The organism is Pedobacter sp. BMA (assembly GCF_001027745.1).
GTDB lineage: Bacteria > Bacteroidota > Bacteroidia > Sphingobacteriales > Sphingobacteriaceae > Pedobacter.
Window position 1 is genome coordinate 73921 of record NZ_LECU01000011.1, and the last position, 23403, is coordinate 97323.

Below are 23403 nucleotides of genomic sequence, written 5' to 3' on the forward strand. Positions count from 1 at the left end.
TGTTCCACCACTTCTGGCTTTCTTTTTAGAACCACGTTTTATTTTTATCTGGTTACCGTGATCCTCCTTCCTTCAATATTAAAATGAACTTTTCCAGTTTGCTCCATTACTCCTAAAATGGACGAAATATTTTTGGAGCGTGAAATCCATCCCCCCAGGTTGAGTTTCTGAGGCGCATCATCACTGTATACAATTTCCACATCATACCAGCGAGCTATCTTACGCATAATGGTCCTGAAATCATTATTCTCTAAAATGAAATCACCATTTTTCCAGTCGATAAAATTCTGTGCATTTACACTCAATACTTTTATGTCCGATCCATTTCCCCGTGCCTGTTGATTAGGTTGAAGTAAAACATCATCATTAACCTTCACGCTACCTTCAAGTAGAGTGGTTTTGATTGTGCGCTCATCGCTGTAAGCATTTACATTGAAATGAGTACCCAGCACCTCAACTTTCTGATTTTGAGTCTCAACAACAAATGGAATTCTTTTTCCATCAACGGAAATCTTACTCACTTCGAAATAAGCCTCACCCTTAAGCTTTACCCTCCGTTCAACCTCAAATGAAGTCGTAAAGGTTACCGACGAAGAAGCATTAAGCCAAACTTTGGTTCCATCTGGTAAATTAACCTGATATTGCCCCCCGGCAGGCGTTTGAATGGTATTATATTCAGGCTTCTCAACTTGTTCAATCTGTTGAGGCATATTATATACAACTTGGCCGTCGGCAGTTTTCGATATTTTAACTCCTGTTTGATCGGCAAGATATCCGGTTCCGGTTTTATCCAGATCAATGCGTTTACCGTTTGCAAGTATCAAAACGGCTTTATCCCTGCCTGCTTTGATATCTTTGGCTGCAGGCAGATTCGTTAGATAAGATTTTGGATGACTTTGGTTATAAACCAAAACAGCTACCAGCGAAACAATAAGCAACGCGGCGGCGGCATATATAAATGGCATCAAGCCTGTCAACTTTTTCGGTGGCTGTGTAGCGTTGGCAACCACATGCCAAATCTGATCGGTTTGGGCATCGAGAAAACCGTCATCGTAAACAGAAAAGGATTTTTTGTTCAGGTTGATATAGGCAGACTCCAGCCAGGCCTGCTCCTCAGCATTGGCTGTACCTGCAATATACCGGTCTAAAATTTCAATGAATTGCTGTTCGTCCATTTAGTTGATTACGGAATGTTATATGTAATACAACTGTGAAACACAGATTGGGGATAGAGAATTAAAATTTATTTTACGTTAAGGTAATGTACAACCACTAAGATTAAGCCAATCCTCGTTTTTAATATCCTAAGTGCCTTTTTCATTTGATCAGCTGCCGTAGATTCTGTAATTCCTAAACGGGCTGCTACCTCTTTATTAGAAAGGTTCTCCATCCTTCTCAGCTCAAAAACTGCTCTCATACGTGGAGGCAAGCTGGCAATTTCAGCTTCTATCATGGCGGCAAACTGCTTCTCACGAATCAAAGTATCAGTGTAAACACCACTGTCAGCGTTAGCCTGTGAAAATTGATCTGCATAAGCAGTAACCAGATTGTTATGTTTAATCAGGTTAAAAATACCATTTCTCAAAGCCACAAATAAATATCCGGAAAGATTGTTGTCCATTTGGATGGACTCACGCTTCGTCCAGATTTTGATAAACATTTCCTGAACAACATCCCTGGCATCGCTTTCATTTCGCAGTTTATTAAAGGCATTTGAATATAACAGGGCGCTGTATCGTTTAAAAATCTCAGTAAATGCCAGATGATCATCATTCTTTAGATGATACAACAACTCATTGTCAGTTAAACTAGAATATGAGATGCCATTATTGGTCATTTCAGCTTTAAATGTTTTTTTTAGTTAGGGACAGGGAGATGCGCAACCAAAAATAGTATAATTTCTCACAAACATGCAACCAATTGTAACAGAAAATATACTTAAACCTGTAAATAACCAAAAAGTCCAACATCACTCGCCCCAGCTCAAACTTCGAATCACAACTAGTGTCCCCCCTTTACCTCCGTTTGCTCGATTTCCTTGAGATGTTTACTACAATAAATACCAAAATAAAGAATAAATAAATAGCACAATAATGGCAGCACAAATGAATGATGGACTCCGATCTGATCTGCTACCGCCCCCTGAATAAGTGGCATTACTGCTCCGCCTAAAATCGCCATAACCAATAATGAAGACCCCTGACTGGTATAAGCACCTAGTTTTGCAATCGATAGCGTATAAATATTAGAAAACATGATAGAGTTAAATATCCCGATACCAAGGAGGCTGTACATCGCAAAATCCCCTTTATTGATCATTGCCGAGATCAGTAAAAGTACATTGATGGTTGAAAAAATAGCAAGCGTTCTGGCCGGTGCCGATTTACCGACAAGAAAACCTAAAAAATTTAAGGCTATGAATATCAGAAAGAAACTCATCTGGGCAAATGTTAAATCTACAATCCCGTAAATGACGGCAAAAACAAGGATAGAAGTTCCAAGCATATACACCATCTTTTTCGATTGGCTTAAACCATGATTCAGAGAGATTGACCCTACAAAGCGACCAATCATGGCCCCTCCCCAATAAAGCGATAAATAATTCTTACTCACGGCCTCTTCTAAACCGGTAATCTCTGGTAAGTGTAAAAAGCTGATGATAAAACTGCCAACAGCAACTTCTGCTCCCACATAACAAAAAAGGGCAATGATCCCCCTCGCAAGATGCGGGAACTTCAATACGCCAAGGCCTTTGGTTTGCTCCGCTTCATCCGGTTTAAAAGAAGGTAACTTGACATAAAAAATCAATAATCCCACCAGCAACAGAATACCTGCAAAAATTAAATAGGGAATACGCGTAGCAGAAGCACTAAAACTTCCGTCAGCTTCCGAGAAAAACTCAAAGATTAAATGACCACCTAAAATCGGCGCTATGGTGGTTCCGAAAGCGTTAAATGCCTGCGTAAGGTTCAACCTGCTCGAAGCACTGTCTTCTGGCCCCAGTAAAGATACGTATGCGTTCGCAGTAATCTGAAGTACAGTAAATCCAAGACCTAATACAAACAATGCACCCAAAAATAACGGATATACCGAAAAAGTTGCTGCCGGAAAAAATAATACGCAGCCTATCGCAGCAAGCAAAATTCCAAAAAGGATGCCCTTTTTGTATCCCACTTTATTAATAGGATCACCCATGAAATAAGAAATTAAAAAGTAGATCAACGACCCGATGAAATATGCACCAAAAAAGCAAAACTGCACCAGCATAGATTCAAAAAAGCTCAATTTAAAAAGCTGCTTCAAATATGGAATAAGGATGTCGTTCATGCAGGTGATGAAACCCCACATAAAAAACAAAAGGGTAATGGTAATTAAGGGAACGGCGTAATTTGATCTGGTCTGGCTTTCTGCAGTTTTGTTATTCATCGTATGTTAGAAGAATGATGTTAAAAAATTAAACCGCCATCAATAATGGCGGCTTATTGGTCTATTTATTTTTAAGTTCGTTAACAGGACTTGTTAATGCAAATGCTTTATGAACTCTCTCAACAGATAATTCCTTTGGCAATGAGAACTCAGCCGTTTGTTTCACATTTAGTGATGACGACCCTACCGATATTTTATAGATACCCGCTTCAGCAACCCATGCACTTTGGCTTTCCATAAACGAAGCTAAGTCTTTAGGCGACAACGCCAGCTGTAAAGTTTCCGATTGTCCTGGCTTTAATAACTTAGTTTTTGCAAAGGCTTTTAGTTCCGCAACTGGCTTATCAATATTTTGGTGTGGCGCTGAGAGGTAAAGTTGAACAATCTCCTTACCCGCTGCTTTCCCTGTGTTTTTTATGGTAACCGTAGCAATTAAATTTCCGTTGAAAGTTTTATCGCTTAGTTTTAAATCACTATATTCAAAACTGGTGTAAGATAAACCGTAGCCAAATTCGAACGAAGGTTTAACTTTGAAAGTGTTAAAATAACGATAGCCAACATATATCCCCTCTTCGTAAGTTACATTCTCCGGGTTGTCTAACGGTGTACCTAACCAGTTTTTAGCTGATGGTGTATCTTCGTATTTAACAGGGAAAGTCATGGTTAACTTACCAGACGGCGTCACCTTGCCCGAGAAAATATCACTAACTGAATTTCCGCCCTCCTGGCCCGGCTGCCATGACAAAAGAATGGAGTCAACTTTGTCTTTCCAGCTGGCAGTTTCAATTACACCGCCAATATTTAATATCACCACAACTTTTTTGCCTTTGGCATGAAAAGCTTCAGTTACGTTATCAATTAGCGTAATTTCGTCACTGGCAAGGTTAAAATCATTATTAACAGATCTGTCCCCTCCTTCACCTGAGTTTCTACCTAAAGTAATAATGGCTAATGAGTTGGTTTCAGCTTTTTTATTGATCAAATCTTTACTCAAATCCAGTTCAGGTAACCTTTCGGGTAAAGCCAGGATACCACGTTTTTTACGGCTTTCCAATTCAGCAGCTTTTTCCTTTGCAGCGAATGGGGTATACATGTCCTTTAAATCACTATCCAGTTTATAACCAGATTTTTCGAGCCCTTCAATTAAAGAAACAGTATAAGCTTCATTTACATCTCCACTACCTGTTCCACCGGCTATAAACTCGTAAGAAGTTACGCCAAAAGCAGCAATCGGTTGCGCTTTCAAGGTGTAAGGCAAAACTGAATCATTATTTTTCAACAGCACCATGCCTTCTGCCGCAGCATTTCTCGTTACTTCAGCATTCTTTTTAAGGTCAGGCTTATTGCTGTACTTGTATTTTTGCATCGTGGGCGAGTTGAATACCAATGCTAAAATACGCTTCAAATTTACATCTACGGATGTTTTCGATAGTTTGCCATTCTTAAGGTTTTCAAGAATGGCCGTTTTCTGAGCGGGCAGTCCGGGCATAAGGAGGTCGTTTCCGGCTTCCAGTTGCGCAACAACATTACTCGTTCCGCCCTTCAGTGAATTGAAGCCTGCGTAGCCTCCAAACCAATCTGTCATCACAATCCCCTTAAATCCCCACTCATCCCGAAGAATATCAGTCAGTAAATCATGTCTTGCTGAAGTATAGGTTCCATTAATTAAGTTGTAGGATGACATCACCGTCCATGGATTTGACTCCTTCACAGTGATCTCAAAACCCTTCAGGTAAAGCTCACGCATGGTCCTTTCAGTGATGTGTTCATTTATGGAAAGACGATTGGTTTCCTGGTTATTCGCAGCAAAATGCTTGATCGAAGTCCCTACCCCATTCGCCTGAATTCCGTTAACCATCGCAGCAGCGATCTTTCCCGCCACAAGTGGATCTTCAGAATAGTACTCGAAATTACGGCCATTCAATGGGTTACGGTGAATGTTTAGCGCAGGTGCTAACAATACATCCACACCATATTCTTTTACCTCATTCCCCATTGCTTTTCCCACACTTTGGATTAGCTCAGGATTCCACGTAGAGGCCAAAGCCGTTCCCACTGGAAATGCGGTACAATAGTAAGTATTTTTATCATTATCACGAATAGGTTTAATGCGCAACCCTGCTGGGCCATCAGCTACAATAATTTCCGGAATACCCAAACGTTTAACTTCGTAGGTACCACCAGCAGCGCCAGGAACACGGCCTTCTATTGCGCCAACTACCGGTGTTAAGCCGTCAAAACCAGGCATTCCTGTACCCATCAGCATTGATGCTTTTTCATCATCGGTCATTTTGCTGATCAAATCATCTATCCGCTCGCCCAATGGTAATCTGTAATCCTCGTATTTATCCAACTTCCCGTTCTTATTTAAATCTGCAAATGTGAAACCATTAATGGTAAGCGTAGCAACAGTATTTTTGTTTTTATCGCCGGCATTTTTCCACGAGATATTTGACAATACCATTGCCCCCAACAGCGAAAGCTTGAGCACCCTGTTTACGTCGTTCTTTTTCATGATTTATATATTATTATTATTCAATGTGATTGAAGTTTCAAGCTTCATAACGAAGTCATCAAAATGGGTTAAATAATTCATCTACCTAAATTTAAAAATACGTTCTGGAGTGCTCATCATTAAACAAACGGTTAAGTATCTGATAATCTTAAGTGCTAACAATGCAATACAAACCTGATGAGAACTAAAGATTGGTTAGAAAAAATCTAAAAATTTTATTATTGCTTCATTATGAAGCAATATTAGCTTGTTTAATCTGGAAAAACAAATTATTAATTTAGATCCCCTAAAAAATGTTACCTTGAGCTGATGATTAATAGAGAAATTCAGGAAGCAAGCGCCGATCTATGGGCAAAGTCTTTACCCCACTTATCGATTGATAGCGTGGTATTTGGATTCATAAATAACACCTTGAATGTGTTAATTCTAAGAATGAGTGGCGACGATCAATGGATTCTCCCAGGTGGGTATATCAACAAAAACGAATCAATAGACGACGCAGCACAAAGGATATTATTCGAGCGAAGTGGCGCCGAAAAAATCTTTCTGAATAATTTTGGTGTCTTTGGCAACCTTAACCGTTCCGAAGATTATTTCGCAGATTATCCTGATGATTTATGGCATAAGCAAAGGTTTATCACCATTGGCTACTATGCCTTGGTAGATCATACCAAAGTTACGCCAGTTACCGATAGCTATTCCGACCGTTGTGAATGGATGCCCGTTTACAAATTGCCTAAAATGGTGATGGATCACGAACATATCATCGGAAAAGCATTGGAGTCGCTCAGAGAGCATATTAGCTACAAGCCTATTGGCTATAACCTGCTGCCAGAAACGTTTACCATGCCGGAGTTGCAGGCACTTTACGAAACGATATTGGGTCAGAAACTCAACCGCGGCAACTTCTACAGAAAAATACTTCGTTACAACATCCTTATTAAACTGGATGAACTACGGAAAGGCGGCGCACATAAAGCACCCAACCTGTATAAGTTCGATGAGGAAAACTATCAAAAGGCTTTAAATACCAATATATGGTAAGGTAAACTTTTCAAATGGAATGCTTTTTCTTAAACTTTCCAACAATGTGAAAGTCTTATGGATATGTTAAGCAAAAAACGGTTCTACACATATTTCAAAATGCTCATGCTGCTAAGCATAGGCATTGTCTCTTCCCTACAGGTAAAAGCATCAAAAGCTCCTCTACCTCGCAGCAAAAACCGGAGAGGCTTATGCAAAATATGCTACGCTTTATCCATCAACATCAGGAACACCATTCGTGCTATACGAGCATCCCGGAGGGCATGTTTACCCCCAGGAAGCAAATGAGGTTGTGATCCGGTTTTCAAGAGCTGTACGCAAAAGTAGTATATTAATCAGGGCACTTATTTATCCGGCACAATCTTTTGCGACCGGTAAAGATGATCAGTAGCCTGCAAAATTTTACCTTTCAACTTAGGATTATAATCAGGATACTTCTTCAGAAAATCAGTTACAATCTGATAGGCCTCTTTTGATTGATAGCTACTGAAAATTGCGCCAAGCCACGATTGAGGAAAAAATATATCCCCTGTATTTTTGATTTCCTCGAGAAGCTCCAGACTCTTTGGCAAATATTTTATAGAAGTCGACTGTCTTAATGGATGGTTTAGATAAGTTAATGCACTGCCTACCCATGCCTCTTTCTGCCTGTTTTTCCGTTCAGATAAACTCGCAAAAAAAGAATCCCGCTCTTTTACGTCAGTTGATAGCGCCGGCATTAAAAAACTTATCCTGTTTTTTCGCTCCTGATTGGTAATCCTGTCACGCTGTATCTTCAAATAACTCGAAACGGTATCACTCTTAAGCGCAAGAGTGAAGGCTATGCCGGTAAAATCATCTTCTGTCAACTTAATTCCTGTCGGCCCCTTTTGGGTTTTCCATATCTCAACAAGCTTCATCCCTCCATCTTTACTCATATAAACGCTCTGATAAGTTCCAAACAAAGCTTTCTTATTGTTCGAAAGCGGTGTAGATTGCATGGTCTCCCACAAAACGCTTTCCAGTTCTGGCGATTTCTCCAACCGCTGAGCAGGCTTGAGAAACGACCAGTAAATACCCGAAATATAACCACCCAAAAGCCTGAGATTCATTTCGTCTTTTTCCTGTTTTATATTTTCGGCAAAAAGTTGAAGCAATTCAGCAGGCTTCACGTTACGTCCAGCCAGCATGTTTTCATAAGCATTGATATAAGCAGAAGCACGCTCCAATGGGGTTTTTAAATCCGAAAACCGCTTAGCACTGTTTGGATCCAGTGGAAATAAACCATAGCCCATCGCATCACTGTTAAATAAGATGTACAAAGGCTTGCCCAGCCCCTTCGCTTCTTTTACCTCAACCTCAGGCTGGTTCAGGTTAATCGCAATTTGTTTTTTGCCATCAGGGTAAAATAACGTTATGCTAAAAACCTGTGGCCATACTGCATTTGCTCCAACCTCCGCGTGCTGCATAACTTTTAACTGATCAATCTGATTGTTCTTAAAACTAATATCGTAATCAAATACAGGTCTTCCTGCTGTGTTTACCCATACCCTATTCCATGCTTCAAGGTTTTCACTCGTATACATTCCCAGAATTTTAATCAGGTCATTCCATGTTGCATTGCGGTAAGCATATTTTTTAAGGTAAGTCCTGATACCCTGCTGAAACTTGTCTTTTCCCATTAAAAGCTCTAGCTGACGCATCATAATCGGCGCTTTGTGATAGATAATGTTGCCATACATCGATCCTGCGTCCTGAAGGTTATCCAGCTGCTGCCTGATTGGATTTGCACCCAATGTACGGTCTACACCATAAGCTGCCGGATAATGATCCTGTAAAAACTTCAGATCAAAAGTTTCTTTCCCCATCAATTTTTCCGTCACCTTGTCTGCCATGAAATTTGCAAAAACCTCTTTCATCCAAACATCATTAAACCAGTTCATGGTCACCAGATCCCCAAACCACATGTGGGCAGTTTCGTGAGAAATCAGATTAGAGCGGCTAATGAACTGATCCTTGGTCGCGCCCTCATCCAAAAATAAACTGGAAGATTTATACTGTACTTCTCCAGGATGTTCCATCCCTCCAAACTGAAAATCAGGAACGGCAACAAAACCTATTTTTTGAAAAGGAAATGGAATCGCAGTCCAGTTTTCCAGAAAACTAATCGCATCCGAATGGGCTTTGAAAATAGAATCAACGCTTAATTTGATCTTTAAACGATCAGTTTCCCTGTGTAGGAAGGCATAGTTATATTTTTGGATATTCTTCTCTAATGCGGTATATTTCCCTGCAGTGAATGAAAATAAATATGTTGGCAAAATGTCTGTTTGCACAAAATCATACCGTATATTCCCCCCTTCACTGCTGCTGCTTTTCAGCTTTCCGTTTGCTAAGGCTTTCCATCCTTCAGGAACGGTTAAGCTCAAAACAAATCTGGCTTTAAGGTTAGGCTGATCAAAACACGGAAAAGTATTCCTGGCATGATCTGGAACAAATAAGGCATACAAATATTCATTATTTCGGTTCAGCGATTCGTTCCCCGCAATAAAACTAATTTCCAGAACATTCTTTCCGCTCAAAAGGTATTTCGCGGCAACAATCAGATGCTCATTAACAAGGCGGACTTCGATCTGTTCACCATTCACCTTTATCATTTTAATATTTGCCGATGGCTGTTTGAAATCAAGTTGTAAGTCTTCTGACTGATCTTTCAAAAAGAAACTAAGCTGCTCTATTCCGGATATGGCTGCATTTACCTGCGAAGGGATATTAAAATGAAGTTCATAGTGCACATTGCTGATTACCTGACTCCTTCGTAATGCAAGTTGCTCCGATACCCCCGGCTGTACCTGAAGATTTGTCTGAGCCGTGCTGCAAAACTGAATCGAAAATAGTAATACTAAAGAAAAGGCAAAAAACTTGAACATGGTTATGGATTTACAGTTAATAGTTTGGCAATGGTACCGTAGCCCATCCAAATCATCGTGATAACAACAGCTGCACCGGTGAGTGTTAGCCATAAAGGCTGCTTATAGTTAGAAATGATTTTAGTACGGTAAGCTCCGATTAGCATCACCCCCAAGGCAATAGGCAAAATTAGCCCGTTAATAGCGCCAACAGCAAGCAAGGTTTTTACCGGTTTGCCTACAATCAGAAATATGATACAAGAGCTGATGATAAAAATGATGATGATGACTTTGTGATATTTTAATATAAAATGATGAAAACTTTTTATGAAAGAAATTGAAGTATACGCCGAGCCAACTACTGAAGATATTCCTGCAGCCCAGATAACCAGACCAAAAACCTTGTAGCCGAACTGGCCGCTTGCCAGCTGGAACACAGATGCTGCCGGGTTAGCCGGATCTAATCTCGCTCCGGTAGAAATTACTCCTAAGGCAGCGATAAATAACAACAAACGCATTAACGAAGCCAGCCCAATGGCACTTAACGCCCCCTTGTTTACTGCTGAAAGGTTTTCTATCCCCGTTTGCCGGGCATCTAATAAGCGATGAGCACCCGAAAAAGTGATATAGCCACCTACGGTACCCCCAACAATAGTGAGCACTGCCCCAAAGCTGAACTGAGTAGGGTTCACTGAACGTATTGCTGCTTCAGCCAGCGGCGGATCACTGATATAAGCAATGAAAAGTGCCAGACAAATTTTAATCAAACCCATGGTTTTAGCAAACACATCCATAGCCTTACCCGCTTCTTTGTACACAAAGATTCCAATCGCCAGTATCGCACTGATCACAGCACCTTGTTGTACACTTATCCCAAACAGCACGTTTAACCCTAATCCTGCACCGGCGATATTACCAATATTAAAAGCTAGGCCTCCCAGGAAAACCAGAAAAGATAGAAAATAACCCAGTCCCGGAAATACCCGGTTCGCAATTTCCTGTGCCGGCTGATCTGCGACAGCAATAATCCGCCAGATGTTCAATTGTGCAATAGCATCTAAAACGATCGACAGTAGGATTACAAATGCGAAGCTGGCACCTAGCTGTTCGGTAAATACAGCTGTCTGGGTTAAAAACCCCGGACCGATAGCCGAAGAAGCCATTAAAAAGGCGGCACCCAAAAGCACGCTCCAGTTATATTTCTTTTTCATGAATGCGGAGCTTTTATAATGATATTTTCAGCCTGTAAACTTGCCGTTATCTCCCTGGCAAAATCAACTGCATGAAGCCCATCGCCGTGCAAACAGATCGTTTCCGCCAGCAATGAAATCGTTTTCCCATTTGCCGTGGTTACCTTCCGCTCATTAACCATCTGCAAAACCTGAGCCATAGCTAACCGATCATCTTTTATCACAGAGTTGTGTTGCGACCTCGGTGTAAGTGAACCATCATCCTGATACGTGCGGTCGGCAAAAACTTCAGATGCTGTTCTCAATCCAAGTTCCCTTGCAGCATTGATCAGCTGACTACCTGCAAGCCCATATACAATTAAATTCTCATCAAAATCTTTAACTGCATTGGCAATCGCCTGAGCCAAAGGATATTCTCTGGCAGCCATGTTATACAAGGCCCCGTGCGGTTTTACATGGTTAAGTTTGGCTCCTGCTGCTTTTACGAAAGCATATAACGCGCCAATTTGATACAAGGTAATCTGGTAAACTTCCCGCGGAGAACACTTAATTTCTCTGCGACCAAAACCCTGTAAATCCGGAAAACCCGGATGTGCTCCAATAGCCACCTTTCTGGTTATTGCCAGTTTGATGGTTTCCTCCATTACCTGGGCATCGCCCGCATGAAAACCACAGGCAATATTAGCAGAGGATATGTAATCCATCAGCAAGCTATCATTAGGCATCGAATAATTGCCAAAAGCCTCCCCCAGATCGCAGTTTAGATCAACAGTTTTTATCATTCAATCATAAATTTATAGGCAATTGTAGCATCGAGCTGCTTAAGATGCATTTCACGTTCAAGATACAGCTCTTCTGCTTCATCGCTACTAATTTCTTTAAAAAAAATCTCTTTATTCGGCCTCATTTGTGCGCAAGCTACCAAATCAACTGAGGCTACTTGAGCGATTCGTGGATAACCACCGGTTGTTTGCGCATCAGCCATTAGTAAAACAAGATTTCCGTTTCCGGTAACCTGAATTGTACCCATAGTAACTGCAGTCGATAACAGCTCATCAGTTTTTCTTCTACTCATCAATGGACCATCAATAGGTATCCCCATACGGTTCCCCTGAGCATTTACCACAAAAGGTTTAGTAAGCAGGCTTATAATCGAAATCGCATCAAACCATAAAAACTCCTGCGCGGGCACTACTCTGACCTCATTTTTGAGAACAAAACGGGAATCAGAAATGCTCCATTTAGGAAAATTAATTTCACTGCTTTTTAAGTGCTCTAAAATAGATTTAGACAATGGACTCATACCGGCCTCATTGATAAGCAAATCATTGGCTTCTAATGCTCGCCCCTCAAAACCGCCGAAGCCGCCAGAGAGATAGGTGCTTCTACTCCCCATGATCTCCGTTACCTTCCATCCCCCGGCTACGGCCAGGTAAGATCTCGAACCCTGCAGATTTTCCTTCAGTGTAATACTTGTACCTGCAGGTATGAAAAGAGGACGATTACAGGGTAAATCAACACCATTAACAGTAAATATGGCACCATATCCACTATAGGCAATAAGCAAGTCACACTCAACAAAAAATGAAGCTCCACCGTAATTAAATTCAATTAAGGCTGAACCATCCGGATTGCCAACTGCCTTATTGGCCAGCCGGGCTGAAAGTTGATCCATAGCACCTGAAGTAGGTACCGCCTGACCTCGAAACATGGGCCTGCCCAAATCCTGTACCGTTGTTAAAACGCCCGCCCTAATGATCCTGATGGCCATCTTTAAGATTACTCAATTCATAATATCGCTGCTCATCAATAGCCTTAAACCGCACCTCATCACCAGCCTCTAAAAATGAAGGCCGCATTCGGTTGATATCGAATAAATGGATGGGTGTTCGCCCTAAAATTTGCCATCCACCCGGAATACTTAGCGGGTAAATGCCGGTTTGCTTTCCGGCAATTCCAACCGAACCTGCATGTACTGCCTGTCTGGGTTGCGCCTTTCTTGGAGTAGCCAGCCGCTCGTCCATCCCCCCCATATAAGCAAATCCTGGAACAAAGCCAATCATATAAACTTTATAAACTGCACTGCTGTGCAAATGAATAACTTCCTCCGCAGATAATCGGTTAAAAGTAGCTATCTCCTGTAAATCGGGACCGAAAATTCCCCCATAGCAGATAGGGATTTCTATCCGTCTTTGCTTCAGAGAATAGTACTTCGTAGCTTCTGCATTCAGCAGATCCAAATAAGCAGAAATCTTTTCAAAACCAGTGCTTCCAGGTAATACCGATTGCATCACTTCTATCGGTGAATAAAAAACGCTAAGCGTGGTATAGGCAACAACTGTCGTCCTAAAACCTATAAAAGGATTACAGGTAAGCAGTGCATTAAATTCACTAATCCGTTTAAAGGTTGCTTCGTTAATGTCTTGACCAAAAACCACGCTTACTGCCTCCTCGCTCAAAAAATAGATCAGAATATCAGAATTTGTAGCCGACTGTAATGAAATCATCAGGCTAAATATAATTATTATTAAAATATCGAAGCAATTATCTTTAAAAGAATCAATTTCCTGCAATAATTAACCAATATTGGCAATATTTATTAACAGTCCCTCAACAATCCCATCGCATTTAGCATGCGCTAACGGGATTGTTTTGCCTATTCACCACCGCTAAACAGATTAAATATTGCCATCCCTATTTCAAAATCCAGAATTCTTCTTACCGAATTAACATAACACTATCTTCTCATAACAATAAAGTAATTAAATTTGGCCTGATCGAATACATTTTATCCTCACTTTAAATCAAATACATGAAACAAGGATTGTTAATAGATATGGACGGCGTGATCTACAGTGGCGAAGCGCTGATAACGGGTGCCGATAAATTCATTAAAAAACTGGTCGACGAAGACATACCATTCGCATTCATGACCAATAACAGCCAACGCACAAGTCTGGAAGTGGTTCGCAAACTCAAAGGAATGGGCATAAAGGTAGAAGAAAGCCATGTGTATACCAGTGCAATGGCTACAGCTAAATTTTTATCTGATCAAAGCCCCAACGGAACCGCATATGTACTGGGAGAAGGCGGCCTGCTAAGCAGTTTACATGCCCACGGAATTACGTTAGTAAATACAGACCCCGAATTTGTTGTACTTGGCGAAGGCAGAAACTTTACCCTCGAAATGGTTCAGCGCGCAGTAGACATGATTCTGGCCGGCGCAAAGTTCATTACCACAAACAGAGACCCGTCACCAAAGAAACCAGGATGGAATAATCTGGGCATAGCAGCAACTACCGCAATGATCGAAGAAGCCACAGGTCGTAAAGCATTCGTAACCGGGAAACCAAGCCCCGTGATGATGCGCTCGGCCAGGAAGTTCCTCGGGTTGGAAACCAGTGAAACAACAGTAATCGGCGACACCATGGAGACTGATATACAAGGAGGTGTACAAATGGGTTATAAGACCATCTTGGTTTTGTCAGGAATAGCGACCAAAGATACACTCGGTCATTATGCCTTCAAACCCGATATGATAGCAAGTTCAGTCGACGAAATTAAATTCCCGCTAGCCTGGTGGTAAAACACCGTTGGCAAAATAAATCAGGACAGGAGATAATTGCATAAGGCTCGGTGTTCCCCTGCTTCACCTACCCTCTAAAAGTCAGCCTAAAGAAATAAATTTAAATAAAACGCCGTTATTTTTGGCTTATCAAAATAAATTTTAATATTTGTATCGTAAACGATATAATCGTTAACGATACATAATCAATACAATATGAAAACCTTATATCAAACCAGCGCAACCGTAACCGGTGGACGCAACGGACAAATAAGCAGCGAAGACGGTGCTTTATCATTAGAAGTTAGAATGCCAAAAGAACTTGGTGGAAACGGAACGGGCTATACCAATCCTGAGCAGCTTTTTGCAGCAGGCTATGCAGCATGTTTCGACAGCGCCCTGAACCTGGTTATGCATCAGGCTGGCGTGAAATCTACTGAACCAACAACAGTTAAAGCAAACATAGCATTACATCCTGATGGTAAAGGCGGTTTTATACTGGGCGCAGCTTTACAGGTTACTGTACCTGGCATTGATCAAAGTGAGGCACAGCAATTGGTCGGAAAAGCCCACGCAATCTGCCCGTATTCAAATGCTACCCGTGGAAATATAGAGGTAACGCTTGAAATACTTTAGTTTCCAAAAGCTACAAGGCATTTTAAAAATGCTTTGTAGCTTTCATTTTCTATCTTTGGAGATCATCAGAATTAGATCATACTCACACCCATGGAAGAATTTTATAAACTTGAAGATCAGCTTTGCTTCCCCCTTTACGCTGCTTCTCGCCTGGTAACAAAGTGTTATCAGCCAGTACTCGATGAAATGGGCATAACCTATCCGCAGTACTTAGCACTGATGGTGTTATGGGAAAATAATCATATTAATCTGGGTGTTTTGAGCGATAAGCTCAAACTTCAGTCGAACACCCTCACCCCCTTAATCAAGCGCATGGAGGAAACAGGACTCCTCAACAGGGCCCGTTCTGATAAAGATGAACGAAGTATTATTATATCCCTTACAGATAAAGGCAGTAAACTTCAGTCACAGGCTCCAAAACTCCATCAGCGCATCAGAGAAAACCTGGGAATCAATGAACAGGAGGCAAAGGAACTTAAGCGGGTACTGGATAAAATGATCCTGAACCTCTCTTAGGGCAAACCGAAAATATTTGTAAATGTGTCGGGACGAGAAGATTCGAACTTCCGACCTCCAGCACCCCATGCTGGCGCGATACCTGGCTACGCTACGTCCCGATGAATCATTATAAATTCAACGCGAAGATAAAAACCCATCCGAAAAAATCAAATTTAAAGATGAAATTTATATAAATCATCCATTGGCGATTTAGAGATTTTTCCGCATGTCATACCGAATTCCCGGGCAACCTCTTCCAATACTTCATGAAATACGAAAGCGATCGAGCCAACACAATTGATATTAAACTGTTGATAATCTGGATAGCGTGAAATGATGTTAACGAAAAAATCCGAGAAACCACTTTTTACAATACCAAAAACACAAGGGTGGTCAATATATTTACTTAAAAACACCGTAAAACTTGCCGAAAATCTGTTAGGTAATTTCTGCCCATAAAATAGATCAAGCACTTCTTCAGGCTTAATCTGGTATTCCTGAAAAAACAAGTCCATAATCTCCGGCGACAATGCATAGCGGGCATACAACACCAGTAAGCGCTTTCCAAGGTATGCGCCACTGCCCTCATCACCCATTAAAAAGCCCAAAGAATTTACCTGATGAGAAATTTGACCGTTCTGGATTAAACAACTGTTCATTCCGGTACCCAATATACAAACCAGACCTGATCCATTCCCCACAAGCGACCTTGCCGCAGCCATCATATCCGAATCAACCTCAACCGACGAATTTAGAAACAACGATGAAAGGGCATTCGCCAATACATGTTTCTTATCCCCGTCACATCCTGCACCATAAAAGAAAATCTGCTTTACCTCATCAAAAACAAAACCTGTACCCATCCCACGTTTTATCGCGTTTACAATGTAGGTTTCATCCATATAATAAGGGTTTAACCCCTCGGTTGCAAATACCTCGTTGTTTCCGTCTGGATACGTAATACTCCATGTTGTTTTTGTAGAACCGCTATCAGCAATGATTAACATATTATTTTTTGGGCTAAAGATCTAACCTGAATGATTTCAAAATTACACAATCATACCAAATAATTTTAATATCATTGTAATACTTTTTAATTTATTTTAATAAGTAATCAGATATCACTCATTCTGGTTACAATTCCTTCATCATTTTTATAAAAAGATATATCTTTGAGTAATCACCCGCCCTCAGCATAAATGAAAAACAAAAAGCCTAAATACTCGGCAATACACCTGGATGTTATAAAAGAACTATTTTATATCAAATCAGCTACATCTGCAGAACTTTCATTGCGACTGGATAAAAGTATCCCCTCGATAAACAAAGTGATAGCTGATTTAATTGAAGATGGATATGTCGCCGAGAAGGGTCTTGCACCATCTAGCGGGGGAAGAAGGCCACTGATGTATGCATTGGTAGAAAACAAGAGCTATATTATTGTAATTGCAATGGATCAGCTTTCCACCAGAATCGGACTGGTTGACCTGCAAAATAATGAGGCATACACAGCTGTTTCGCTTGAAATTGATCTGATACATGATGATGAAGCATTAGCAAAACTCATCTCGGCCATTGAAAATTACATTAGTGATTCCAAAATCCCTAAATCCAAAATAATGGGCATCGGTATTGGTATGCCTGGCTTTGTCGACGCAAAGAAAGGCATAAATTTCACATACCTGAAACCTCAGGAAAAAAGCCTGGCAAACTACCTCTCCGAAGAAATCGGTATTCCAACTTTTATTGACAACGACTCCAGTCTGGTGGCCTTAGCGGAACATAAATTAGGTGACGCTGCACAACAAAAAGAAGTGATGGTAATCAATCTTGGTTGGGGAATCGGACTGGGGATGATCGTGAAAGGAGAATTATACAGAGGATATAATGGTTTCGCAGGTGAATTCAGCCACATCCCGATCACCGAAAAGGAAATCCTTTGCAGCTGTGGCAAGCAAGGTTGCCTCGAAGCAGTGGCAAGTCTTTTGGCCGTTACGAACAAAGCAATCAGCGGACTGGAAGCCGGCAAAGTGAGTAGCCTCCGCAACCCTAAGCACTACCACTCGAAGATCAACATGAGCAATGCCATCCTTGCTGAAGCTAACCACGGCGATCAGTTTTCCATTGAACTCATATCTGAATCGGCTTATGATATCGGCAGAGCGCTCTCTATCCTCATCCATATCATGAACCCCCAAACCATTATATTAAGCGGGAGAATGGTACGGGCAGGAAGAATCATGTTAGCTCCCATTCAGCAGGCACTCAACAAATATTGCATCCCACGCCTGTTTGCCGGCACAGAGATCAAATTAAGTAACCTCGGCTTCGATGCTGAACTTATCGGAGCGTCAATTCTGGTAATTGAAAATCTGGAACACCTTATTTAGTATCATCATATAGAAATCGCAGAATAGGGATCCACCATCAAAAGGTCGAGCAAAGGCAATAACATTTAATTTATTTTAATAAAGTAGCTAAACTTATTAAAATGTTTTATTAAGTTTGACATAAATTAATTCATATATGTCAAGGTTAAACTTTTTAGAAGAAACTCGTTTCGAAAAAATACCGGTTAATGTCTTTGCTACTCAGGCTGACGCTTCGGTACATATTGCAAAAAGAATAGCAACCCTCATCCGGAAAAAAGAGAAAGACGGACTTAAAACCGTTTTGGGATTGGCTACTGGTGCTTCTCCGATTTTAATTTACAAAGAGTTGGTTCGCCTGCATAAAGAAGAGGGATTGAGTTTTAAAAATGTAATCACCTTTAACCTTGATGAATATTATCCAATGAATCCGGATAGCCTGCAAAGCTATGTAAAGTTCATGGACATGAATCTGTTTAACCACATTGATATTCTTCGCGAAAACATTAACGTTCCCGACGGAACATTAAGTGAAGATGAAATACAGGCCTACTGCATAGCATACGAAAAAAAGATTGCCGAAAATGGTGGATTGGATTTCCAGCTTTTGGGAATAGGCAGAACAGGTCATATCGGCTTCAACGAGCCAGGCTCTGCTCCCAACTCCGGCACAAGACTGGTAACCTTAAACGACCTGACCAAAAGGGATGCTTCCAAAGATTTCGGTTCTAAACAAAATGTACCTACAAAAGCCATTACCATGGGCGTAGGAACAATTTTCAATGCCAAAGAAATTGTATTGGTGGCATGGAACGAGAAAAAAGCCGATATCTTAAAAGCAGCAGTTGAGGGAGAGATCTCTTCCGATGTACCCGCAACTTACCTTCAGCTTTCCAATAACGTAGAATTTATTATTGATCAGGACGCTGCTTCGCAACTCACCAGATTTGATAAACCCTGGTTGGTTAAAGATTGCGACTGGAACCCGCAATTGATTAAAAAAGCAGTAATCTGGCTGGCAGAGCACCTGCAAAAACCGGTATTAAAATTAACCGAAGACGATTACAACAACAATGGCATGGCACAGCTGGCTACAGAAAAAGGCCCTGTTTACAACATCAATATCTCAATATTTAACCAGTTACAGCATGCCATTACCGGCTGGCCGGGTGGCAAACCAAATGCCGATGATAGTCAGCGACCTGAAAGAGCAAAACCTGAAATCAAAAACAGCATTGTTTTCTCCCCGCACCCTGATGATGATGTAATTTCCATGGGTGGAACTTTTATACGCCTTGCCGATCAGGGACATAACGTCCATGTAGCCTACCAGACTTCCGGCAACACAGCCATATGGGATGATGACGTGTTACGCTACCTGGAATTCTATATAGACCTTACTAAAAGTCAGGGAACAGATGCAACAACACTGGAAAAAGCTTACACTGAAACCCGTGAGTTTTTTGCCAATAAAGCACCAAACCAGGCTGATACCAAAGAAATTCAAAACATCAAAGGCCTGATCAGAAAAGGTGAGGCTGTTGCCGGAGCCAGATTCTCTGGTGTGAAAGACGAAAACATTCACTTCCAGAACCTTCCTTTCTACGATCGCGCGAAATACGATAAAAATGTTTCATATGAGGATGATATCATCGAAACGATGGAACTCCTTAAAAAAGTAAAACCACAACAGGTATTTGCTGCTGGAGATTTTGCAGATCCGCACGGAACACATAAGGTATGTTTCAATATCATTCACGAAGCCTTAAAGCGACTTAAAGCAACTGAAGATTGGGTTGCCGATTGCTGGTTATGGCTTTATAGAGGCGCATGGCACGAATTCGAAATACACGAGATTGAAATGGCTGTTCCACTTTCACCACAGGAAGTGATCCGGAAAAGACATGCCATCTTTAAACACCAGTCGCAAAAAGACATTCCGGTATTCCCCGGAGATGATGCCCGTGAATTCTGGGTTCGCGCAGAAGAACGCACCAGTGAAACAGCTTTCAGATACAATAAGCTGGGCTTAGCTGAATATGAAGCAATTGAAGCTTTCGTCCGGTTTAAATATTAATCCCCGAAGTTTCGGGATATTAAACGAAACTGTCTTGTTATTATCGTTGGCGATGTAGCAGGCAGCCCAATGTTTGAGCGCATTAGGGTTATAGGCCGTCCGGGGGGACGGCCTTTTTTGTTAGCCAGATCCAAAAACTGAATTCACGAAAATGAAGTCTCATTCAATGCAGGCGTTCCACTGGCATTGATCTGTCGCGTTGATATTTTATCATCCTCTCCCACTTCTACAATCCGGAATCCCTTGTAAGCCGTTCCCCAGTTACCCCCAATGTGCGAATCAAAAAAGTGAGGCAACTTATCGGTATAAAAAACCGCATCTAAGCTATGGTCATGGCCATGAAATACAGCCTTAACATTCGGATAACTGTGCAGCAGTGAAACGGTATCCGGCGCATCAACAAAAGGATGCTGTGGAACCCAGATGTGTGGCGGAATATGCAGTACAACAAATACTGTTTTTAAGCCCCTGAACTTCTCAAGCTCCGCCTTAATGAATTGATTATCGGGACTCAAATAAGCGCCCTTGATGTTTGAGGTATTTGCCATGACGAAACCAATACCGTTCTTTTCGAAAGCATAATTATCTTCATAACCAAATACCGACATCCAGTGTGCAGTATCTGCATGATCATGATTACCAGGAAGTGCATAAAATGGCACCTTCAATTTATCGTAATAATTGTGCTTTACCTCCTTCAAAAGTTCAGGTCGATCGTGTACCAGATCGCCATTGATAATCACCAGATCAAATGGAGTTTTCTCGTGTGCCTGATTAAGCCATCCAATCATATTTTCATGATCCTTCTTATATTCCGTCCCGGGCTGTCCGTAATGCCCGTCAGAGGCAATAGCAAACCTTAACTTTACAGGCGCATTTACAGCTGCCTGATCCAGAATCAACGCATCAGCAGAGGTGCTGATCCCAGCTACTAACAAACTGGATACCGTTCCTTTTATGAAATTTCTTCTTGAAGATGACATGAGCAATAAATTACTGACAGAAATGAACAACCAGAACTTGTTCCGGTAAAATACAAATTTAAATCACAAATCTGTTCTAAATGCCCTTCGGTCAAAAACTTAACACAGATTTAATATCATTGAATGCCATTATAATATGCGTTTTGTAAACAATTTATAATAATGCTCATCGTCACCCAGAATAATCGTATTTTCTATCCTTAACAGGCCATTGGCTTTTGAAGCGAGCATCTTTTACTTTGATTATTGTATTTTCCCCAATGCCTGGGCTACTATCGATAAATATTCCTTCAATTTAACTTTGTTTAAATTCTCAGGTTTGTCAAAACCGCCCAATCCTAATAAGGTGATATAACCATAACATTCATCTATTGAAAGCGGGCCTAATTTGGACTTAACATCTAAGTATTTTTTATAAGATGTTTTTTTTTCAAGGAATGAATTATCTGTTAATTTCAGATCAAAAAATACGTTTAATTTCCTGCCCACCACTTCTTGCTTACTGTAATTTATGTCAATATAAACCACACTGTTATCTTCCCATAAATACAGGCAGCCAAATGCATCACGGGCAAAACAGACAGACGGATGAGAAACTGGCAGATATATTTCGTTAACCAGCTGGCGATACTCAGCCGGATTAACAATCCATAAAAACCCATTCATGTAGCTTCCTTCTCCCAGTGCAACTAGCTCAAGCAACTCAGCTGGCAATACATCTCTAAACCCATCTAAATCACCGGAAGGTATATTCTTTACATCGGCACCTGCTCCATACGTTTCTATAAATTTCGCAAACATAGCTCGATTAGCTTATTGTAAACATATATTATTCCTGTTTTTACATCAGTTTTCAAATCCCGATTACAAATTACCATCTAAAAATTTTGAGTTTTTCCAACCTGCGATCCAATGATCAGCAACTGCTGTAAATAATTCATCTTTTGTTTTAAGTTTCAGTTGTTCCAGCGCATCGGCTACATCACTAAGCAGCCAAACTCCGCCGTTTAAGGTCAGCCAGGCTTCTTTGAGTTGATTATTGTTGAAGTAGTTTTGAAACAGCTCCTTCCCAGATTCCTTACCTGTTAACCATGGCGCTTTACCTTCAACCTGATTTAATAATTCTACTGGGGCTATCTCTTTAAATGCTGCATTCTGCATGTGTTTTTTTGTGTTTAAAATAAAAAGTGATGAAGGAAAGTCTCCATGATAACCATCAATATTTTTCAAATACTTAAATGGTCTGTTACCCTTGAAATAAACAAGGTGATCGAACTCTTCAGGATCATCACCATAATCGACGACAAATTCATCAATAGCCTTGTATTCTTTGAGATTATTAAGCTTACAAAATTCGATAATTTCATCTGTCAACTCGTCTTTGGTAATGATCATTCTCAATGCGATTAATGTAAGAAACTGATCAGCATTTCGGGCTATTTCTGAAAGATAACCAGATTCCAGAAAATATTCAACATAAGTATTTTCCCTATCACAGAAAAAATGGTTAACAATCCCTTTATATGAAGCCCCATGTCCTAAAAAAAGTGGAATTAAACATGGCGGATGCGGATACCAATAGTCTGAAACAGAATTCAGATCATCGATATAATTGGGCAAGGAAACTTCCTTTTTTATTAATTTGATGATCCGGTTATCGACATTCAGTTTTTCCAACAAATTCATCAGGTGTAAAACCTCCATTACATAATTTTAATTTCAATCTATAATCAGTAAATTGATAATATTTATTATTCCTTATTTGTTCAATATTTCTTTTAACCAGGCTGGCGTGGCTTCAGCATCACGGGGAAATTCTTCATTGTCGATCACAAATTCATCATCTTCGGGTTCCATTTCGAAATTTGGTCGGTTATCATAATCATATTTAATTTCGAAATCTCCGCTCTCAGCTACAATCATCTCAACATTATACCAGGCACCTTTTCCAGGACTAAGCTTATACATTTCGTTCCTTAACTGAATCAGCAGGTTATCCACTTCTTTTTCTTCCGGAGCATTTTCGTAGTTGGGATCAAAAGATTTCCCTATTTTTTCTTCCACATAGTAGGTTACGGTTAACTCAACATAAGTCGATAAAACTGAAGCCTCTAATAAAATCTTGCTCCAGTCGTCAACCGGAACATTGTCAAACACGGTTTGTCCAATTTCTTCGATTAAATTATTGATAATATCCATAGGTCTTAAATCT

General features: G+C 40.7%; 20 protein-coding genes and 1 tRNA gene. 6 read left to right on the top strand and 15 right to left on the bottom strand.

The window, feature by feature from the left end:
• Positions 1 to 44 precede the first annotated feature (44 nt).
• From AB669_RS20805 to AB669_RS20820, 4 genes are all read right to left on the bottom strand, one after another.
• Positions 45 to 1175 (bottom strand): FecR family protein, encoded by a 1131-nt coding sequence (locus AB669_RS20805; protein ID WP_047801295.1) that lies wholly within the window; start codon positions 1173 to 1175, stop codon positions 45 to 47.
• A gap of 68 nt (positions 1176 to 1243) precedes the next feature.
• A complete protein-coding gene (locus AB669_RS20810) occupies positions 1244 to 1837 on the bottom strand; it encodes an RNA polymerase sigma factor (RefSeq protein WP_047801296.1) in 594 nt (197 codons plus the stop codon).
• A gap of 164 nt (positions 1838 to 2001) precedes the next feature.
• Entirely contained in the window at positions 2002 to 3426 is a 1425-nt protein-coding gene (locus tag AB669_RS20815; RefSeq protein ID WP_047801297.1) for a sugar MFS transporter, read from the bottom strand.
• A 61-nt stretch (positions 3427 to 3487) separates the two neighbouring features.
• Positions 3488 to 5941 (bottom strand): glycoside hydrolase family 3 N-terminal domain-containing protein, encoded by a 2454-nt coding sequence (locus AB669_RS20820; protein ID WP_053058526.1) that lies wholly within the window; start codon positions 5939 to 5941, stop codon positions 3488 to 3490.
• 309 nt (positions 5942 to 6250) lie between these two features.
• Between AB669_RS20820 and AB669_RS20825 the strand changes: the two genes are divergently transcribed.
• Positions 6251 to 6985: an NUDIX domain-containing protein gene (locus AB669_RS20825; RefSeq protein WP_047801298.1), complete on the top strand. Its 735-nt coding sequence runs from the start codon at positions 6251 to 6253 to the stop codon at positions 6983 to 6985.
• 344 nt (positions 6986 to 7329) lie between these two features.
• On the opposite strand, the gene AB669_RS20830 is transcribed toward AB669_RS20825, so the two are convergent.
• The 5 genes from AB669_RS20830 to pxpB are packed head-to-tail and all read right to left on the bottom strand — an operon-like array spanning position 7330 to position 13570.
• The gene (locus tag AB669_RS20830) at positions 7330 to 9894 is read right to left on the bottom strand and encodes a M1 family aminopeptidase (RefSeq protein ID WP_047801299.1); all 2565 of its coding nucleotides are present in this window, start codon (positions 9892 to 9894) and stop codon (positions 7330 to 7332) included.
• A 2-nt stretch (positions 9895 to 9896) separates the two neighbouring features.
• A complete protein-coding gene (locus AB669_RS20835) occupies positions 9897 to 11084 on the bottom strand; it encodes an NRAMP family divalent metal transporter (protein ID WP_047801300.1) in 1188 nt (395 codons plus the stop codon).
• Entirely contained in the window at positions 11081 to 11845 is a 765-nt protein-coding gene (locus AB669_RS20840; RefSeq protein ID WP_047801301.1) for a LamB/YcsF family protein, read from the bottom strand. Before AB669_RS20840 ends, AB669_RS20835 begins: the two co-directional genes overlap by 4 nt.
• Positions 11842 to 12834: a biotin-dependent carboxyltransferase family protein gene (locus AB669_RS20845; RefSeq protein ID WP_047801302.1), complete on the bottom strand. Its 993-nt coding sequence runs from the start codon at positions 12832 to 12834 to the stop codon at positions 11842 to 11844. The genes AB669_RS20840 and AB669_RS20845 overlap by 4 nt, the downstream gene beginning before the upstream one ends.
• Positions 12815 to 13570 (bottom strand): 5-oxoprolinase subunit PxpB, encoded by a 756-nt coding sequence (pxpB, locus tag AB669_RS20850; RefSeq protein ID WP_047801303.1) that lies wholly within the window; start codon positions 13568 to 13570, stop codon positions 12815 to 12817. Before pxpB ends, AB669_RS20845 begins: the two co-directional genes overlap by 20 nt.
• A gap of 305 nt (positions 13571 to 13875) precedes the next feature.
• Between pxpB and AB669_RS20855 the strand changes: the two genes are divergently transcribed.
• The 3 genes from AB669_RS20855 to AB669_RS20865 all read left to right on the top strand — a co-directional run bounded on the left by AB669_RS20855 (position 13876) and on the right by AB669_RS20865 (position 15780).
• Complete coding sequence (locus AB669_RS20855) at positions 13876 to 14649, top strand: HAD-IIA family hydrolase (protein ID WP_047801304.1); 774 nt, start codon at positions 13876 to 13878, stop codon at positions 14647 to 14649.
• 195 nt (positions 14650 to 14844) lie between these two features.
• A complete protein-coding gene (locus AB669_RS20860) occupies positions 14845 to 15264 on the top strand; it encodes an organic hydroperoxide resistance protein (protein ID WP_047801305.1) in 420 nt (139 codons plus the stop codon).
• 90 nt (positions 15265 to 15354) lie between these two features.
• Complete coding sequence (locus AB669_RS20865) at positions 15355 to 15780, top strand: MarR family winged helix-turn-helix transcriptional regulator (RefSeq protein WP_047801306.1); 426 nt, start codon at positions 15355 to 15357, stop codon at positions 15778 to 15780.
• A 27-nt stretch (positions 15781 to 15807) separates the two neighbouring features.
• On the opposite strand, the gene AB669_RS20870 is transcribed toward AB669_RS20865, so the two are convergent.
• Both AB669_RS20870 and AB669_RS20875 read right to left on the bottom strand, forming a co-directional pair.
• Positions 15808 to 15881, bottom strand: a tRNA-Pro gene (locus tag AB669_RS20870).
• Positions 15882 to 15935: 54 nt separating this feature from the next.
• A complete protein-coding gene (locus AB669_RS20875; protein WP_047801307.1) occupies positions 15936 to 16769 on the bottom strand; it encodes a hypothetical protein in 834 nt (277 codons plus the stop codon).
• 192 nt (positions 16770 to 16961) lie between these two features.
• Between AB669_RS20875 and AB669_RS20880 the strand changes: the two genes are divergently transcribed.
• Together AB669_RS20880 and nagB are read left to right on the top strand one after the other, a co-directional pair.
• On the top strand, positions 16962 to 18152 hold the full coding sequence (locus AB669_RS20880; protein ID WP_047801308.1) for an ROK family protein: 1191 nt from the start codon (positions 16962 to 16964) through the stop codon (positions 18150 to 18152).
• 136 nt (positions 18153 to 18288) lie between these two features.
• On the top strand, positions 18289 to 20208 hold the full coding sequence (gene nagB / locus AB669_RS20885; RefSeq protein WP_047801309.1) for a glucosamine-6-phosphate deaminase: 1920 nt from the start codon (positions 18289 to 18291) through the stop codon (positions 20206 to 20208).
• A gap of 143 nt (positions 20209 to 20351) precedes the next feature.
• Here nagB and AB669_RS20890 read toward each other — a convergent pair whose 3' ends face one another.
• From AB669_RS20890 to AB669_RS21710, 4 genes are all read right to left on the bottom strand, one after another.
• Positions 20352 to 21191, bottom strand: a complete 840-nt coding sequence (locus AB669_RS20890) for a metallophosphoesterase (RefSeq protein WP_047801310.1) — start codon at positions 21189 to 21191, stop codon at positions 20352 to 20354.
• Between the two features lie 243 nt (positions 21192 to 21434).
• Entirely contained in the window at positions 21435 to 21992 is a 558-nt protein-coding gene (locus AB669_RS21705; protein WP_053058527.1) for a T6SS immunity protein Tdi1 domain-containing protein, read from the bottom strand.
• A gap of 63 nt (positions 21993 to 22055) precedes the next feature.
• Positions 22056 to 22895, bottom strand: coding sequence for a hypothetical protein (locus AB669_RS20900; protein WP_053058528.1), 840 nt, complete (start codon positions 22893 to 22895; stop codon positions 22056 to 22058).
• A 54-nt stretch (positions 22896 to 22949) separates the two neighbouring features.
• Entirely contained in the window at positions 22950 to 23390 is a 441-nt protein-coding gene (locus AB669_RS21710; RefSeq protein ID WP_053058529.1) for an immunity protein YezG family protein, read from the bottom strand.
• Between the last annotated feature and the right edge of the window lie 13 nt (positions 23391 to 23403).

Coding starts and splice junctions, on each gene's coding strand:
- AB669_RS20805 (WP_047801295.1), bottom strand. CDS start 1,175: ATGGACGAACAGCAATTCATTGAAATTTTAGACCGGTATATTGCAGGT.
- AB669_RS20810 (WP_047801296.1), bottom strand. CDS start 1,837: ATGACCAATAATGGCATCTCATATTCTAGTTTAACTGACAATGAGTTG.
- AB669_RS20815 (WP_047801297.1), bottom strand. CDS start 3,426: ATGAATAACAAAACTGCAGAAAGCCAGACCAGATCAAATTACGCCGTT.
- AB669_RS20820 (WP_053058526.1), bottom strand. CDS start 5,941: ATGAAAAAGAACGACGTAAACAGGGTGCTCAAGCTTTCGCTGTTGGGG.
- AB669_RS20825 (WP_047801298.1), top strand. CDS start 6,251: ATGATTAATAGAGAAATTCAGGAAGCAAGCGCCGATCTATGGGCAAAG.
- AB669_RS20830 (WP_047801299.1), bottom strand. CDS start 9,894: ATGTTCAAGTTTTTTGCCTTTTCTTTAGTATTACTATTTTCGATTCAG.
- AB669_RS20835 (WP_047801300.1), bottom strand. CDS start 11,084: ATGAAAAAGAAATATAACTGGAGCGTGCTTTTGGGTGCCGCCTTTTTA.
- AB669_RS20840 (WP_047801301.1), bottom strand. CDS start 11,845: ATGATAAAAACTGTTGATCTAAACTGCGATCTGGGGGAGGCTTTTGGC.
- AB669_RS20845 (WP_047801302.1), bottom strand. CDS start 12,834: ATGGCCATCAGGATCATTAGGGCGGGCGTTTTAACAACGGTACAGGAT.
- pxpB (WP_047801303.1), bottom strand. CDS start 13,570: ATGATTTCATTACAGTCGGCTACAAATTCTGATATTCTGATCTATTTT.
- AB669_RS20855 (WP_047801304.1), top strand. CDS start 13,876: ATGAAACAAGGATTGTTAATAGATATGGACGGCGTGATCTACAGTGGC.
- AB669_RS20860 (WP_047801305.1), top strand. CDS start 14,845: ATGAAAACCTTATATCAAACCAGCGCAACCGTAACCGGTGGACGCAAC.
- AB669_RS20865 (WP_047801306.1), top strand. CDS start 15,355: ATGGAAGAATTTTATAAACTTGAAGATCAGCTTTGCTTCCCCCTTTAC.
- AB669_RS20875 (WP_047801307.1), bottom strand. CDS start 16,769: ATGTTAATCATTGCTGATAGCGGTTCTACAAAAACAACATGGAGTATT.
- AB669_RS20880 (WP_047801308.1), top strand. CDS start 16,962: ATGAAAAACAAAAAGCCTAAATACTCGGCAATACACCTGGATGTTATA.
- nagB (WP_047801309.1), top strand. CDS start 18,289: ATGTCAAGGTTAAACTTTTTAGAAGAAACTCGTTTCGAAAAAATACCG.
- AB669_RS20890 (WP_047801310.1), bottom strand. CDS start 21,191: ATGTCATCTTCAAGAAGAAATTTCATAAAAGGAACGGTATCCAGTTTG.
- AB669_RS21705 (WP_053058527.1), bottom strand. CDS start 21,992: ATGTTTGCGAAATTTATAGAAACGTATGGAGCAGGTGCCGATGTAAAG.
- AB669_RS20900 (WP_053058528.1), bottom strand. CDS start 22,895: ATGGAGGTTTTACACCTGATGAATTTGTTGGAAAAACTGAATGTCGAT.
- AB669_RS21710 (WP_053058529.1), bottom strand. CDS start 23,390: ATGGATATTATCAATAATTTAATCGAAGAAATTGGACAAACCGTGTTT.